The following is a 15654-nucleotide window of genomic DNA, read 5'->3' as shown; positions in this document are numbered from 1 at the left end:
CCCTCAGCGAGCGGCGGGACCGAAGTCAGGGCGGACAGGGGACACCTGGTCTTGCCAGTCGGTGGCCCGCAAGAGCATCACTTGCTTTGGTGAGGATCACGAAGTTCCCCGCTGACTCTCTCGTAGAGAGCGCCTTCGGCCTCGTGCAGTTCCCGTTCCACGGCTTCGGTGAGGTTGGGATTGTCAATGAGGACACCGAATTCGACGTTGTTGTTCTCAGCGCTCCAGGAGAAGTTGGCGCTGGTGACCAGGAGGAGTCGATGGTCGATGGCGAGGAACTTGGCGTGGTTGCGGACGTATTTCCCATCGAACTTCCTGGTTCGCCACACCTCTGCAGGCATCAGGTGGGCGGCGACTTCCGACGTCGTCGGCGACCAGTGCTGATCGCTTCCGTCTGCTGCCTTCGTGTCCATGTAGACACGGACCTCGACCTCGACGCGTTGGGCCGCCTGTCGGAGTCCCTCCCAAAGCGCCGAACTGCGCTGGAAATTGAAGGTCGAGCAGGTAACCGCCTGGCGAGCGCCTTCCACGAGCTTGGGCACGGAGGTGGTGAGCGGCCCACTCTGCGCGAGGTGGCCAGGCATCGTCCACAGCGGGGACAAGGCCGTCGGCAGCGCTCGCGCTCCCTGCACCGCACGCAGGACCGGAATGTGGTGCCGGAACGCGTCATCCCCATGGGCGATGGCGTCGAGGAGACGTCGGGCTTCCGCTCGACGGCCGGCGGATACGACCTTGAGAGCCATGGTCACCGTGTCACCGTCGGCGAGGCGGTCGGCGATGCCCTTGGCCTCGGTGCCGGTGAGTAATTCGCCGAGCCGTCCGGCAGCCGCTATTGCCTCACTCATGAAGGGTGAAGAACCCGAGATCGCTGCCTGGGAGGTCAATAAGGAAGCGGCGCTCCAGGAACCGATTGGCCCTCTCGCACGAAGTCTCTGACGCCATGACGCAGCAGTGGCAGGCGGCACCGTGGAGGAAGTCCTCCGGGTCCTGGGGAGTGCGCATCGAGCAGACCGGGTCGGAGGAACAGCGCGCCGCCTTTTCGAGGGCATTGGCGACAACAAACTGGAGCCGGGCAGGCTCGCTGAGCTGAACCAGGCCGCCGAGGGTGCCGTCGGAGTCGGATGCGGTGGTGCAGATGAGGAGTCCGGCTGCTGGCTCCCGGCCTTCGGCGGCCGGCCAGGCGTAGAGGCGTTCACTGAGGCTGGCCGCGGAGTACCCGCATGTGATGGCGAGCTCGCGGATCAGAACATGGGCGAAGGTATGGATGAGCCAGTAGCGCGGCGGCTTCAGACGGGAGTCAGCTTTGACGTTCGCGGCGGTCTCGGAAAAGCGACGATTGAAGTTGCGTTCGTGGGCCGCGCGGTGGGCCTCCCAGAGGGAGGTGGCCAGGACTCGTTCCTCCCATGCGGCGACACCGGTTTCGTCGAGTTGAAGGAAGATGCCCTCGCCTCGGTCCTCGGTGGCCACCGTCCAGGCAGGCCGTGGCGTACGAGTCAGGGGGGCTAGCCGGCGCGGTAGGTCGCCGACTCGGTCCATATCGTCGATGCGGGTGAATCCGACCAACGCGTTGACCTTGCGGAGGCGTTCGACCGCAAGGACCCGGGTGATCTCGGGCTGGAGGGCGTGGTCTCGATCACGCTTGGAGAGGGTCAGGCCGCTCTTCTCGTCCTCCTCGCGGGCACCAAGGAAGTCTTTGAGCAGGTAGCGCCACTCAGGGACCAAAAGATCGACCGGGTCCCAGTCCCGGATCTGCTCTTCCTGCTCCTCCGGGGTGACGGTCGGGGCAGCTGCCGCTTCGACGGCCACTTCCAGCTCTTCGTCGGAGAGGTGCGCAACCTCCAGAGAGCCGTCGAGGAGGTCTCGGATCATGTCCAGGTTGTTGCGGTACTTGGCTAGCTTCTCGCCCAGGGTGGTACGGATGCGATCGGCGAGGTCGCTCGCCTTCTCCTGTTGGGACTCCGGCATCACGATGATCGACTGAGTGGCGGGGAACCACAGGTTGGAGGCACCGACGAGCATCAGTCGCGTCTCGTTGCCGCAGCCCTTGGGCTCGAAGGCGTCCAGGTGCGGGTGGCGGCCCCGGCACCGAGGCAGCTTGGTCTTACCGGCTTCGCCCTGGGCCTCGTTCATCGGTCGCTTCATGTCGCAGGCCCCACAGTGGATGACCGCCGAGGCCCCCTTACCGGCTGTCCGGTCGACCATCTTCAGCGCCGGATGCTGTGCCTGGCTGCACGGCTGGCCGCGGTGCACCCACAGCTCGTAGGGGAACTCGTCGAGGTGGCCGTCGGCGCAGGCGAGAAGGTAGCGGGCAGGGACTGCCGGGCGGCGGGCGGCTTTGCCAGTTCGCTTCCCCGCACGGCCAGTGCACTTGGTGTGCTCGAAGCAGGCGAGGTCGGTTCTGAAGGGGTGAGTGTTGCGGTAGTCGAACTGTGAGATCAACCCGAGCGTGTCGCACCCGGTGCAACGCAGCCACTGCGGGAACACCCGGGCCGGTACGCCGAGGTCGTTGCCCTCGGTGGACAGACTGAGGCGCTTGGGCTGCCAGGGGTGAGGCCGCAGCTGGACGTCGGGCGATCGCAGCAGCATGCGCACCACCTCGCGCAGCCGAGGCGCGTGGATCTGTGGGGGCGCGGCGTCGCGACGCCGCCAGATGCGGTCCCAGTCGTCAAGGCCGGTGGACATGATCGTGAACTGAGGGAGGTCCATGATCGAGCCGGGGCCATAGGTGTAGAGGAGCGAGGAGGGCCGGCCCGAGCCGACCTTGGCACGGTTGTGCTTGGCGGCCTTCTCCGCCTCTTGCTCCAGGTCACCGAGCGGGTCAACGGCGCTCGCGGCGTCGTAGACGAAGCGCGTCGCATCGGTCGTCATCAGGAGCTCTCCTCGGGCATCACCCATCGTGGGGCGGTGGGGGGCGCGATGTACACCAGGTTTTCCTTGATCGGGCTGACCAGGAGGTTGATCTCCGGCTGGACCTCACGCATCGAGTTCGCCACCACGAAGGGGGGTGCATTGCTGGTGTCGATGCGGGACTTGGCGTTCTCGGCGCTCATCATGAGCGCGTCGTGCCGGGTGTCGTCCGTGACCCTCTCGTAGACCAGGGACTTCCGCAGGTCCGCGAGGTGCTTGCGACGCTTGCCCCAGTGGTCGAGCCGGTTATTGAGTCGCAAGCGCGCCCGGTCGGCGGCGTCCTCGTCGGACGCCCTTCGAATGCGGCTGACGAGCGCGTCGATGAGGTCGTCCGCGAAGTGCTGCTCGGCCTCGATGCGGGCCGCTCCGCCCTCGGGGGAAAGGCTGTCGGTTCGTACGGCCTGCAGCACGCGGGCGGCGCTGACGAGCACGCCGTCCAGGCCGCGCTCCAGCGACGTCACCGAGAACGGGGTGACGGACAGCGCCTCGACCTGGGCGTAGAACGTCTCGTGGTAATGCCGGAACTGCTCGAAGTGGGCGAGGTCGCGGGGCCGTGCCCAGTTGCCGAGCGCGACGACCAGACCAGGCTTCCCGGGGTCACGGCCGACACGGGAGGACGCCTGGATGTATTCGGCGGTGTTCTTTGGCTGACCGACGACGAGCATCAAGCCGAGCCGGGTGACGTCCACGCCGACCTGGAGCATCGAGGTAGCCAGGACTACGTCGTAGGGATTGACCTCGCGCTCGGGTGTCTGCTTCTTCGCCTCGCGCAGTTCCCGTAGCTCGCCCTTGCCCGCGGCCGAGTCGAAGCGGGGGTCGAACGGCACTGCCATCTGGTCCAGGGTGGAGGTGATGTCCGCGCTGGCCACCCGCGAAGTCAGTTCTGCTACGTGAAGTGCCCCGTAGTTGGTTCCCGTGCGACTTGGAAGCTTCGACCATGGCCGCCGCTTGGCCAGGGCGGTCTGGATGTCGTCGCCCATGTATCGGGCCATACCTGCGAGTTCACGCGTGGCGCTGAAGTAGCCGACGAGGCTCATGTACGGGTCGGCCGCGTCGCCAGAGCGGTTCATGAGCAGTTGCGCGCCGGCCATGAGGACCTCGGAGACCCGGATCTCCGCCGTGGTCAGGCGAACCCCGGTCGTGCTGATCCCGACGTAGGCGCGCCCCGGGGCCTTCTCGGAGACCGGGAGTTCTTTGGAGAAGAACGTGTGTCCCGCATCGAGGACCTGCGGTGGGAAGACGGTGACGTCTCGGCCGTACAGCGCGCGTACCTGGTCAGGTGCGTTGCGAGCGGTCGCGGTGGAGGCGACGAGGAGCGGGCGGACGGGGGCGCCCTCGCTCGTGCGCCAGGCCGTCATCACGTCGATCGCGACCTCGAACAGGCCGACCGTCGTACCGAGCGCGCCGGTGATGAGGTGCAGCTCGTCCTGGATGATCAGGTCCGGGGGCCTCAGCCGGCTCACCGGGTGCACGGCGGCGGCTGGCATGCCCTCTCGCTTTGGATGCTTGCTGCCGTCCTTGATGTCGCACTGCTGGTAGTCGGGGTGAACGAAGTCGTGGCGCTCACAGCGCCGGGAGACGTACCCGAAGAGCGAGGCGGCCTCGCCCTCGCGTGCCAGGCGGGCGAACTTATCGACTGTGGCGATGACGAAGGCGGGCGCAAGCCGGTAGATCTCCTCGTCGACGGTGAGCACGGGCAACCCGTCGGCAACCTCGGCCCCCTCGGAGAACGGGCACTCGGCCAGCTCGTCCCCGCAGTAGACGTAAATGCGGCGCACGCTGGGGTCGGCGCGCACATCGCGTGCCTCGATCCGGGTGCCGCACCACGGGCAGCGCTGGATCTGCAGCACCGTCAGCCGGTAGCCTCGTCCCGCATTCACCTTTTCCAGCTGGGTCGCGGCCTCGTCGAACCGCTTCGGGCTCACATCTGTACCGACCCACAGCCCGATCCGGAACGGCTCGTCGCCCCACGTCGCCGTGTCCCGCATCCGCGCGAGTTCCGCCGCGCAGATCAAGGCCGTCGCGCGCTGAAATTGCTGCGCGGTGAGCAGCCGCAGCGTGTACCGCATCAGCACGGCTACGCCGGACCCGCCGTCCAGCGGCCCGTCGAAGGCGTTCACGACGCCCTGACGCCGACGAATGGCGAAGGTGTACGCCGCGAGGCCGAGGTATGCCTCCGTCTTGCCACCACCGGTGGGGAAGAACAGAAGCTGCGCCTTGGCAAGGTCACCGGAGCGCTTCTCGGCCGCTGGGTCGGACAGCAGCGGCAGCTGCATCAGCACGAACGCGAGCTGGAACGTACGCCACGCATGCGCCTTGGAACCCTTGTCATCGAGGATCGCCGTACGGGCTTCCTCAATGCTCTCCTCGGGGTGATTCGCCCGGCGCTGGGCCACCTGTGACTGAACACGCTGGTCGCCCATCACCAGATTCATGAACCGGAAGCACCGCAATGCCTCTTCGTCGCCGAGCAGGAACTCCAGCCCGTCGGCGAGCTGCCGCTGTACCCGCCGGGCCTCTGCTACGGCATCACGCCCCTCCGCCCGCAGGTGCTCCGGCAGCGCCTCGGCGCGCTCCTGTTCACCGTCGAGCCACGCGGTGTAACTCGCGACAATGGGCATTAGCCCGGAGCGCAGTTGATCGGGGGACGCGGTTTCCAGCACACGCATGTCGAGAAGCGCCGACTCGATCTCCTCGGCGGCCGTCTGCGGCGTCTGGGTCGTAGGCAGCCAGGTCGTCCAAACCTCACTCGCACGCCGGGAACCCTCGGCCACCGACCAGTCGACTGAGCACGTACGCCCGATCGCGAACTCCAGACGGTCCCGGTACTGAAGACGTAGGCGCCGTAGCTCGTCGTCCCGCTCGGGCCGGACGTCCTCCATTACGTCGGTGACGGGGAGGAACACCGCCTCGCCGGCAGCCGCGACGGAGATCTTCGTCTGGTACAGCCACGCCTCAACGGGGATCTTGCGTGAGGTCTCCCGGTCGTTGCAGAGCGCCACTTCGATCAGACGGCAGCCGCGCTGGGCGTCGTCGTAGCGGTCGATCCGCAGAACAACCTTGTCCTTGAGCTGAATCGTCGTTGTCCGAGATGAGAGGAGGTCGGTAACGGCGACCGTCTTGGCGATCTCAACCGGAGTCCGCTTGAAGCGACGCTGGCGCGAAGCCGGTACTACGTCGCCTTCCTCTTTGCCCTGGCCGTCCTTCTCGTTGATCGGCTCGTAGGTTCCCCAGGTCGCGGTCACCGTGAACACGTCGAGGTTGTCCGGGATCTGACACCGCAGCCCCATCGACGCGGGGATCATCAGCCCGCGCTTCTGCGGCTCGTCGTCGACACTGTCCTCGTCAGAACTCGCACTGCTGTCGTCCACTGCCGTAACCGGCACACCACGGCCCGCGTCAGCGTCGACGGCGTCACCGACATCTGTCGCGGCATCGCCCGAGCCCTCCTCGCTGGGATCCTGACGGTTGGAGGTGAGACGGACGGGGGCGATCCGGCCGATCAGGTATGCCGTGTCGGGCACACCGTCGAGGATTTCCTCGGGTCCGTTGGCCGGGCCGAGGAGCTCCCGTTCCAGAACATCGACGAGGTTTTCGCGAGCGGTCCAGGAACTACCGTCGGGCTCATGGGCGAGGAGGTAGGCCGCATCCTGCGGAGGCTTCTGGGATTGCGGGGTGGTCACTCGTCGCTCTCTTCCTCATCGTCGGTGTCAGTCGGGAGGGGGACGCCGACTTGCAAGGCTGCGCGGCGCTGGCTCTCCTCCAATAGACGGTCCAGGATCTCCACCCGGGCGTCCGGACTGAACGTCCACCGCTGCATCTGCCGGTAAGTGTGGAAGCCGTGATCGAGCGGGATGTCGCCCCAGTTGTAAGAGTCCATCACCGCCTTGTCCAGTTCAACGTGGATCTGCCGAAGACGGGCAGTATCCCGGTCCGAGGGGTCCGCGATGCCCGGGTCATTGACAAGGTTGTACAGCTTGGTGAGACCGAGACCTCGGCGGAGCATGATCTCGCGGCGTTCGGTGTCGAGGGTGCGACCGATTTCGGTCAGATCTTCCGTGGGTCGGGGTCGGGGCAAGGTGAGGAATGCATCCGATGGGGTGTATCGAAATCGCGTTTCCAGGGTAGAGCCGTACTTGATGGCCCAGGTCTGATGCACCGATGAGGACAGCACAGCCTGATCTGCATAGTTATCGGTAGCGAAGATGACAACCTGCTCACTGGGAACAGCACTGGCCTTCATGCGGAACGGCATTACCGACTTACTTACCCGCGCAAGAGCGAGCACCTCGTCCAGATCAGCGACCGCTTCTCGCATTGCCGGGGCCGTCCTGGCGAATTGCCACCAGTCTTCGCGACGATGCCTTTCCTTGTTCTTCGCTCGTTCAGATTTCACCTGCTCCAACACCCGCTGGTACGGCAATCCGTACTCCTTCGCCTCCGCCTCTGACCGTGTGTCGAAGTCAATGACCCACCGAGCAGGCGACCCGTCCGGGCGGGAGTTGAGGTCCTCCCCGTTGAGGTACCGGCGCACCACCTCGGCATTCGCGGGATCGGCCTCCAGCCATACCTTCGCCTCTTCGGAGTTCAGCACGAAGCCCATACCCAGGACGTAGCAACCGATGAAGGCGACCCCATCATTCTCTCGCAGGCGAATCGGATCACCGTCGACTCGGCCGCCGGGCTCCAGCAACGTGGAGATGCGTTGCGTCGGGATGCCGTCAGCCACCCGGGGCACTACTGGGGCCACTGCCCCTCGTGTACCCCAGCAGGCCGCATACTCCAGGTTCGCGCTGGCTGCTGGCCAAGTTCGACTCTGAATGGCTCGGGTAATCGTGAAGCCACTCTCAACGATCTGATCGAGGCCGACATTGCGAGTGTCGCCCTGCGCCACCGTGTTTGTCGCGATCAGGCCGAATGCACCCCTCTGCGTCAACAGGGCATGTGCACGCAGGAGAAAGTACGCGACGAGGTCTGCGCTGCCCTTACGTCCGGAGGCGAGAGTGTTGACGAACCAGTCGCGGACGTTGGTGCCCATGGAACCCGTCAGCTTCTGACCGCCGAGGAACGGCGGGTTGCCGACAACGGCATCGAAGCCACCCCGCTCCATAACGTCTGGGACAGCGAGGATCCAGTGCAGCGGCTTCCACGTCGCGTAGTCCGTCGAAACCGTCGGAGTAAGCCCAACTTCCAGAATGCCGTCGAGCATCGCCCGGTTCGGATCGTCACCACCGGCGGGGTACGCGTGCTCAACGGCGATACGCAGGTTCTCGTACGCGGCCTTCAGGTGCTTCCCCGGCTTGCCGCCGAGGGTCATCCCAGCTGCGATCACACCGTCGGCGACGTCCGCAAGCTGCGCCGTGAGCTGCTGGTAATCGCGCCACTGCCGTCGCTTGGTGGCGGCAGAACGTTGCGGGTCGCTGTCGTTGACCTCGGTGGCAAGCTGTCGGCGTAGGCGGGCGGCGCGGCCCAGGATGCCGTCCACGTCCAGAGCGAACATGCTGATCCGCTGATCGGCAGCGGTGGGGTCGACATGCAACTCCCGTAGCTGCCGTGCATCAGTCAGCCCCAACAGCGCGTTGCCGTGCAGCACCTTGTCGTCGACGAACGAGAACGGCAGTCGGGGGTCGAGGGAGACCAGCCAGAGCGACAACTTGCACATTTCCACGGCCATGCCGTTGATATCGGCGCCGTAGAGGCAACTGGCGACGACCATCCTTATGGCGCGGGTGCGGAGGTCGTGCGGGGAGCCGGTGGCCGCGCCCTCACGGTGCCACGCCTCCACAAGCCGGTCGGCGAGGTAACGGGCGGCGGCGACGAGGAAGGCGCCGGAGCCGCAGGCGATGTCGGCGATCTTGAGGTCGAGAATCTGCTCGGGAGAAATGGGCCGCCAGGCCTCCTGATCGGCGGTCTGGTGCGGGCCAGGTGAGTAGACCAGCGGTTGCAACGCGTGGAGGACGACCTCTTCGGCGAGCCTTCGAGGCGTGTAGTGTGCGCCAGCCGAAGCACGGGAGGGCGTCTCGACGACGAGCACGCCGCCGGGCTTCACAACCAGAGGCCGCTTGCGCAGGTCGCGGCGGATGACACCGAGAAACGGGCGCAGTCGCTCACGGAGTTCAGCGTCGTCGGAGGCTACAGCGCGCAGGGCTTGCTCGGCGTCCTCGACGGTCTCGGCCGAGCCGAGGGCCTTGGCGAGTGCGGTCTTGGACGGCGGTTTGGCCGCCGGCTGGTTTTCCTTGATCCAGGCGAGGATCGCGGTGGTCAGTGCGGCGTCGTTCTGCTTGGTCTCCGCGAGGGATTCGATTACGAACAAAGGGATTTCGGGTTCAGCGCCGGAGGCGCCGATCAGACCGACGAAGACCTGGTCGACGTCCTCGCAGGAGTAGCCGAGCAGACCCTCGTAGATGTAGCCGATCTGCTCGACGTCAATGTCACGGAAGGAGATGCGGCGCGCAGGCTCGCCCTTGAGGCGGGCGTATTGGACGGCGCGCAGGACTTCGAGCATGACACGGTCGCTGACCGTGATGGCCAGGGTGCCCTGGGCCTTGCAGGCAGTGAGGAAGGGAAAGCGGGCGGGGTCGAAGAGCGAGCCGCCGTACTCCGGGAGGCGCAGGTCCTCGAAGGACGCGCCGCGGTACAGGGCCTGGGAGGTGGCCAGAAGGCGGTGCCAGGTGAGGTATGTGCCGTCGAGGGCCTGCTCACCTTCCTCATGCTCTCGGGCGTCGAGCAGGTCAAGTTCGTCGCTTACGCCGTAGCCCATGGCGAAGAGTTGGCTCTGCGGGAGCAGGCCACGTTCCTCGGCGAAGAGGAGGAAGACGACGCGCATCATCACGGTTACGGCCGCTTCGTAGACGTCTCCACGTCGGGCAGGCAACGGATCGGGTTCGCCACGTCGGCTTGCGTCCAGTGCACCGTCGGACAGGGCCTGGACGATCAGTTCGACTGCTCGGCGCACTTGAGTGCCGAGTGCCTCGGTGATCTCCTCGGAGGCCGTTACGGACTCCTTGAACAGGGCGGTGAGGCGGTCCTCGGGCTTGCCGCCGATGAGGCGTCGGCGCTGGAGGAGCTCAATGAAGGCGTTGCGGGCCTGGGGTTCTTCGATCCAGGTCTGGGCGTCAAAGATGCCGGAGGCGACCATGGTCTCGTCACGGGCGCTGACGATGGCCCACCAACGTCCGTCAGTGACCACGCCGACGGGGACGCTGGTTGCCCGGAGGAGTTCTTCCATCCGGTCGACGGGGCTGGCCGCCCATCCGTCGGTGAGCGGGTCGCGCAGGGAGTCGGTGGGGTCGACGACCAGGACGAGTGCGCCGATCGTCTCGCCATACACCAGCGCGCCGTCGGCGTGGACAGTGATGGCGTGGTTAGGAGAGCGGACCTCACCCACGGGGGCTGCGGAGTAAGTGGTGCCCCAGCGCAACACCTGACGCAAGACGGTGTCCACCCAGGCGTCGCGGGCTTCGCGGTAGAGATCGAGGGCAGGCTCGTCGCTCTGTTTGTCCCAGTTCTCCCATGCCTTCTCGAAGGCGGGCTTGGAGTCCCTGAGCGCGGCGAGGGCGCGCGCGTCGGGCTGGTGAATGCCAGTCGACCAAGCACGTTTGAGGGCGGGGACTGCAAGGAACGGCCCGTCCGTGTCGACGAGTTCAAGCCATGAGCGATGCAGGTCCGCGACGGTCGGAGGAAGGTACGTGCGGCTCATGCCTGAATCATTCCGTTCTCGGCGTCCTCGGGGGTCAGCGCGAACACGACGGCAGCCGCCGACACGTACGGCTTGATGTCGCTGTACCGCTCGCGGATCGCGGCAACTTCTCGATCTTCCTCTTCGCCCAGACTCTCCAGCCGCTCCTCCATGGCTCGGAGGTCGCGGCGGCGCTGCCTCTGCTGATCGTCCGTGAAGAGCAGCTTGTCCTCCGCCTGGATCTTGCGCTCCAGGCGGTCTCGGGACTCATTCAAGTTAATTCGGAAGGCGGCGAAGATCTCGTGAGCGCGGGTGATGTCGGAGTCTCGGCGCGTCTGGAGCGCCTCGGTGACCTTCTCGCGTCGGCTCTCGCTCTTGCGAGTCATCGCGGTGAGCAAGCGGGTCCGCAGTCGGGCGTCATCGACGTTCCACAACTCGGCGAGCCAGGTGCGTACGTCGTCGTCGGCCAGGACGAGGTTCTCGGCGTCGAGCGCTTCATCCAAGACCTGCTCGGCCTTGGACTCGGCAAGCGCCTGACCCCGGAGCCGGACGCCGGTGAGGAACACCTCCTCGTGCAAGCGCAATCCGCCGCGCCCGACGAGCACAAGGCGCGAGACTGCAGCGACGCACGATTGCGGTAGTTCGGGCGCGACGACGGCGGATACTCGGTTGACCGGGGAGGCAATGCTGAACAGCGCGCTGCGCAGGGTGCGGGTGGAGCGCTGCATGAGGGCGTGGCCGAGGTGGATGTGAACGAGGTCGGTGCGGTTCTGCGCCGCCTCGTCGTCGAAGGTGATGGGGCGAAGCACTCCCGGCTCGAGGCGGGTGTCCAAGCCGCGCAGTGACCGTTGCCAAGACTGACCCAGCGTCGGGATCGCGAAGACCTGCGCCTCGGTACGGTCGTCGCCGATCTCCTCCAGCGGGGGCTGGTCGGTCAACGCCAGGGCAGTGTCCACCACACGGCGGGCATTGCCGGGTGTGAGGTGCATGCCGATCTTGGTGTCCTGGTAGTTTCGCGTCAGGTCGGTGAGCTGCCGATTCAGCTCGACGCCGCCGGCCAATGCCCGGTTGATGACCGCGCTGCCGGTGTCGGGCGTGATCAGCCTCGGGGCGCGTCCCGTCTTGAGCGGGCTGAAGTGCTCCTGAACGTCGGCGTCGATGACCGGGTTGATCGGGCCTAGGTCGCCTGCCGCGGTACTGACCTTCTTCGCGATCTTGCCCAGGAAGCCCAGGTCGGCCGCGTAGGTGGTGGACGTCTCGGCCGGCTTGAAGTGGTAGATCTCCGGGTTCTTCGTCTGGCCGTAGCGATCGATCCGACCGATCCGCTGCTCCAGGCGGGAGGGGTTGAAGGGGATATCGAAGTTGACCAACCGGTGGCAGTGGGTCTGGAGGTCGATGCCCTCGCCGGCAGAGTCAGTGGCGATGAGTACCCGCACCTTGTGCTTGGCAGGGTCCTCAGTAAAGCGGGCCCTGATTTCCTCGCGCTTTTCGGCGGGGGTCGAGCCCTGGATGGTCTCCAGGACGTCCTTGTAGCCGCGCTGCTGGAGTACGCCCGCGATCCAGTCCAGAGTGGCGGCATACTCGGTGAACACCACGACCCGGTTGTTGGTCCAGAGGTGTCCGTCCGGGCGGCAGACCGCGTTGAGATAGTTCAGCAGCGCTTCCAGGCGGGAATCCGGCTTGTGTTCGTAGCGCCGCCCCCACTCGATGAGCGAGGTGATTTCGTCGCTGGTCGCGGCCACCAGGGCATCTGAGCCCTTGCTCTGCCGCAACGCGGTGAACTCGGGCTGCTCGGCCTCCCCCTCCTCCTCGTCCGACTGCGCGCTGCCCAGGACCTCCGTGTAGTACTCCGCCTCATCGTCGATCTGGAGCTGACGGTCGTCGTCGGCGGCCTCCTCATACAGCTCCAGGGTGCGGGCAAAAGCCCATGGGCTGGACAGGAAGCGCTTCTTCAGGAGCATCGAGACGATGTCACCGGACCGGTTCTTCCCGTTCGACCGCGCGCTGTCGGCAAGCAGTCGCTCCAGCCGGGCGAACTGGCGCTGTTCCTCCTCGGCCGGGGTGAAGTCGAGCGTCTTGATCTGCCGGATCTTGAAGCCCTTCTCCGGCAGGTCTCGCTTGAGCCGGCGCACCGCCACCTCGCCGAGCGCGCGCTCGTCGATGTCCGCGCCGCGCTTGAACCGCCGGCCGTCAATCATTTCGAGGAGGGCGGTGAACGACTCGGAGTAGCCATTGTGCGGGGTAGCGCTGAGGAACAGACGGTGCTCGCAGACCTCCGCGAGCGCTTTGGTTGCTGTCGTGCGGTTGCTGTCGACGGCGTACCCGCGCTGACCCGGCGCCGAGGTGGGGCTCGCCGGGGCAACGTGGTGAGCTTCATCGACGACCAAGACGTCGAAGGCGTACCGCCGGGCCGTGGAGGTTCCTCGTACGTCGGCCATTACGTCGCGCAGCAGGCGCTGGGCACGGATCGAGGGCAGCCAGGCCATGCTGACGATCACGCGGGGGAAGAGACGGAACGGGTTCGCGTTCAGGCCGTGGGTGCGGCGGACCTTTGCCATCAACTCGCTGTTGACGATGACGAAGTCCAGGCCGAACTTTTCGCGCATCTCGTCCTGCCACTTGAGCGACAGGCTCGGCGGGCAGACGATGACAACCGAGCGGGCTCGGTGACGCAGCAGGAGTTCCTGAACGACCAGCCCTGCCTCAATAGTCTTGCCGAGGCCCACGTCGTCGGCGAGCAGCAGGTTCGTACGCGAGGACTGCAGCGCCCGGCGCAGCGGTTCCAGCTGATATGCCTCAACGTTCGCGCCACTACGGAACGGGGCCTGGTAAGAGTTGGCGTCCGCCGAGGTCACCGCACCCCAGCGGACGGCATCGACGAACGCGGCCAGCACGTTCGGATCGTCGAACCCCTCCGCCCGGATGGCCTCCGGAAGCCCCTGGTCGGGCGCGACGGTGTGGCCGACCTCCAGCTCCCAGACCACGGCAAGCTCCTGGCCCAGCCGATCCTCCTCCAGCGACTGCATGGTCACCACATGAGCGAGGCTGGCGGTACTTTCGTCAGCCGGGCTCCGGGGAAGGCCCTGCTGGCGCACTTCAGTAACCGCCCAGTGCGAGCCCCTGACATTGACCACCTGGCCCGGCTCCGGAACCGGCGGCAGAGGCCGAGTGTGCCCGGCACCTGTCGGTACCCCCTGCGGAAACTCCGTGGCAGTCGCCATCCGAGCAGACTCCTCCATCAACACCATGATCCCGATCGGGCCCCAGGTCCGCTGGCTCACGCTCAAGGTCACGGAAGGGCCGGAGAACCCAGTATTCCTGATCATCTACGAGGCGTTCGGGCCGATGGCCGAAGTGCTTCACACCGACCTGGGCATCACGCGAACACCGTGGGCATGAGATGCCGTCCCAGCCCCAGGATCGCAGGTTATGGAGTAGGGCCCTCCGCAACACAATTGATCAAAAACGCGACCACAGGCCGTATGACGCGGTCATCATGAGGACGGGAGCGGAGAGGTCGCCGTCTCACAGGCCAGCGGCCACGAAGGGGGAAGCGCATGTCAATCTCTGTGGTGACGGTGCCGGAGTCAGGGGGCAGGCTGCTCGACGCGGCGGTCCCTCTCTGACATCGTTGGGTGAGACGTCCCGGCGTGGTGAGTTAGCCTGGGTGGACAGAACGAGCAGGAGATCACCCGTATGACCAGCACCAGCGGTCCCGGCGCCGATCCGGCGCCGAAGCCGAAGCGCCGCACCTTCACGGCTGAGTACAAGTTGCGGATCGTTGCCGAGTACGACACCGCTCCGGCCGGTGAGAAGGGTGCCGTTTTGCGCCGCGAGCGCCTGTACCACTCGCACATCATCGAGTGGCGTGCCGCACGCGATACCGGCGCGCTCGCGCAGCTGACCGACCACCGCACCGGCCCTGCCCGCCCCAGGAAGCACCCGGCCGAGGCCGAGAACGCCAAGCTGCGGCGGGAGAACGAGCGGCTGCGCACGGAGGTGGACCAGAAGAACGCGGCACTGGAGGTGCTGGGAAAAACACACGCGCTCTTGCAGTCACTGTCCAGGAGCGCGGACTGAGCCACGTCCTGGACGGCCATCTGCACGCGGCGGTCGAGGAGTTGAGGCTGCTGGTGGGCATCGTGGATGCCTGCCGGATCACCGGACGTTCCCGGGCGACCCACCACCGGCGGCTGCATCCCAGGCCGCCGGCACCTGGGCGACCGCGTCCGGCCCCGGTCACCGCACTGTCGGCCGCAGAGCGGGCCACCGTGCTGGCGCTGGTGAACAGCGACGAGTACGCCGAACTTCCGCCGGCCCAGATCTACGCCCGCGAACTGGACGAGGGCCGCTACCACTGCTCCGAGCGCACGATGTACCGGATTCTGAAGGAGGCCGGGCAGGACGGCGAGCGGCGCCGGATCGCCACCCATGGTGCCAGGACCGTGCCCGAGCTGGTCGCCGACGCCCCTTCGCAGGTGTTCACCTGGGACATCACGAAGCTGGCGGGTCCGGACAAGGGCATCTGGTATCACGCCTACGTCATCATCGACATCTACAGCCGCTACATCGTCGGCTGGACAGTGGAGCGGGCCGAATCAGCCGACCGGGCCGAGGAGCTGATCCGCGAGACGATCCTGCGCAACGGCATCGTGCCCGAGACCGTGCACGCCGACCGGGGCACCTCCATGACCTCCAAGAAGGTCTCCCAGCTGCTGATTGACCTCGGTGTCACTCGCAGCCACTCACGCCCCAAAGTGAGCAACGACAACCCCTACAGCGAAAGCCACTTCAAGACCGCCAAGTACCAGCCCGACTTCCCGCGCAGGTTCGACTCGCTGACGCACGCCCGGGAGTGGATGGACGGCTTCATCAGCTACTACAACCACGTCCACCGGCACTCCGGGATCGGCTACCACACGCCGGCCAGCGTGCACTTCGGCACCGCGGAACTGGTACGTGAGCAACGAGCCACCACCCTCACAGCCGCCTACGAACGGCACCCGGAACGGTTCAACCGCCGCCCCGTCCCACCATCGATCCCCCGCCAGGCATGGATCAACGACCCC

General features: G+C 66.3%; 8 protein-coding genes. 3 read left to right on the top strand and 5 right to left on the bottom strand.

The window, feature by feature from the left end:
• Positions 1 to 77: 77 nt before the first annotated feature.
• Genes drmC through drmD form a run of 5 tightly spaced genes read right to left on the bottom strand, consistent with a single transcriptional unit; the run spans position 78 to position 13806 of the window.
• Positions 78 to 845 carry a DISARM system phospholipase D-like protein DrmC gene (drmC, locus tag B9S57_RS26810; protein WP_103759798.1) on the bottom strand — a complete coding sequence of 256 codons (768 nt, stop codon included), beginning with the start codon at positions 843 to 845 and terminating at the stop codon, positions 78 to 80.
• Positions 838 to 2868 carry a DUF1998 domain-containing protein gene (gene drmB / locus B9S57_RS26805; RefSeq protein ID WP_103759797.1) on the bottom strand — a complete coding sequence of 677 codons (2031 nt, stop codon included), beginning with the start codon at positions 2866 to 2868 and terminating at the stop codon, positions 838 to 840. The genes drmC and drmB overlap by 8 nt, the downstream gene beginning before the upstream one ends.
• A complete protein-coding gene (gene drmA / locus B9S57_RS26800; RefSeq protein WP_103759796.1) occupies positions 2868 to 6590 on the bottom strand; it encodes a DISARM system helicase DrmA in 3723 nt (1240 codons plus the stop codon). The genes drmB and drmA overlap by 1 nt, the downstream gene beginning before the upstream one ends.
• Entirely contained in the window at positions 6587 to 10606 is a 4020-nt protein-coding gene (locus B9S57_RS26795; RefSeq protein ID WP_103759795.1) for an Eco57I restriction-modification methylase domain-containing protein, read from the bottom strand. The genes drmA and B9S57_RS26795 overlap by 4 nt, the downstream gene beginning before the upstream one ends.
• On the bottom strand, positions 10603 to 13806 hold the full coding sequence (drmD, locus tag B9S57_RS26790) for a DISARM system SNF2-like helicase DrmD (protein ID WP_103759809.1): 3204 nt from the start codon (positions 13804 to 13806) through the stop codon (positions 10603 to 10605). The genes B9S57_RS26795 and drmD overlap by 4 nt, the downstream gene beginning before the upstream one ends.
• On the opposite strand from drmD, the gene B9S57_RS34265 reads away from it, so the two are divergent.
• The 3 genes from B9S57_RS34265 to B9S57_RS26780 all read left to right on the top strand — a co-directional run.
• Positions 13793 to 13984 carry a hypothetical protein gene (locus B9S57_RS34265; protein ID WP_146057816.1) on the top strand — a complete coding sequence of 64 codons (192 nt, stop codon included), beginning with the start codon at positions 13793 to 13795 and terminating at the stop codon, positions 13982 to 13984. The two genes, drmD and B9S57_RS34265, sit on opposite strands and share 14 nt — an antisense overlap.
• Positions 13985 to 14281: 297 nt before the next feature.
• Positions 14282 to 14665 (top strand): transposase, encoded by a 384-nt coding sequence (locus tag B9S57_RS34985; RefSeq protein WP_146057815.1) that lies wholly within the window; start codon positions 14282 to 14284, stop codon positions 14663 to 14665.
• On the top strand, positions 14662 to 15654 hold a 993-nt coding region (locus B9S57_RS26780; protein ID WP_308457423.1), incomplete at its 3' end, for an IS3 family transposase. The genes B9S57_RS34985 and B9S57_RS26780, both read left to right, overlap by 4 nt.

It is taken from the genome of Streptomyces sp. SM10 (assembly GCF_002910915.1).
Taxonomy (GTDB): Bacteria; Actinomycetota; Actinomycetes; order Streptomycetales; family Streptomycetaceae; genus Streptomyces.
This window is presented reverse-complemented; position numbering and strand designations above follow the sequence as displayed.

What these genes read in the sequence shown, in the direction of transcription:
- drmC (WP_103759798.1), bottom strand. Translation starts at nt 845, where the DNA reads ATGAGTGAGGCAATAGCGGCTGCCGGACGGCTCGGCGAATTACTCACC.
- drmB (WP_103759797.1), bottom strand. Translation starts at nt 2,868, where the DNA reads ATGACGACCGATGCGACGCGCTTCGTCTACGACGCCGCGAGCGCCGTT.
- B9S57_RS26795 (WP_103759795.1), bottom strand. Translation starts at nt 10,606, where the DNA reads ATGAGCCGCACGTACCTTCCTCCGACCGTCGCGGACCTGCATCGCTCA.
- drmD (WP_103759809.1), bottom strand. Translation starts at nt 13,806, where the DNA reads ATGGCGACTGCCACGGAGTTTCCGCAGGGGGTACCGACAGGTGCCGGG.
- B9S57_RS34985 (WP_146057815.1), top strand. Translation starts at nt 14,282, where the DNA reads ATGACCAGCACCAGCGGTCCCGGCGCCGATCCGGCGCCGAAGCCGAAG.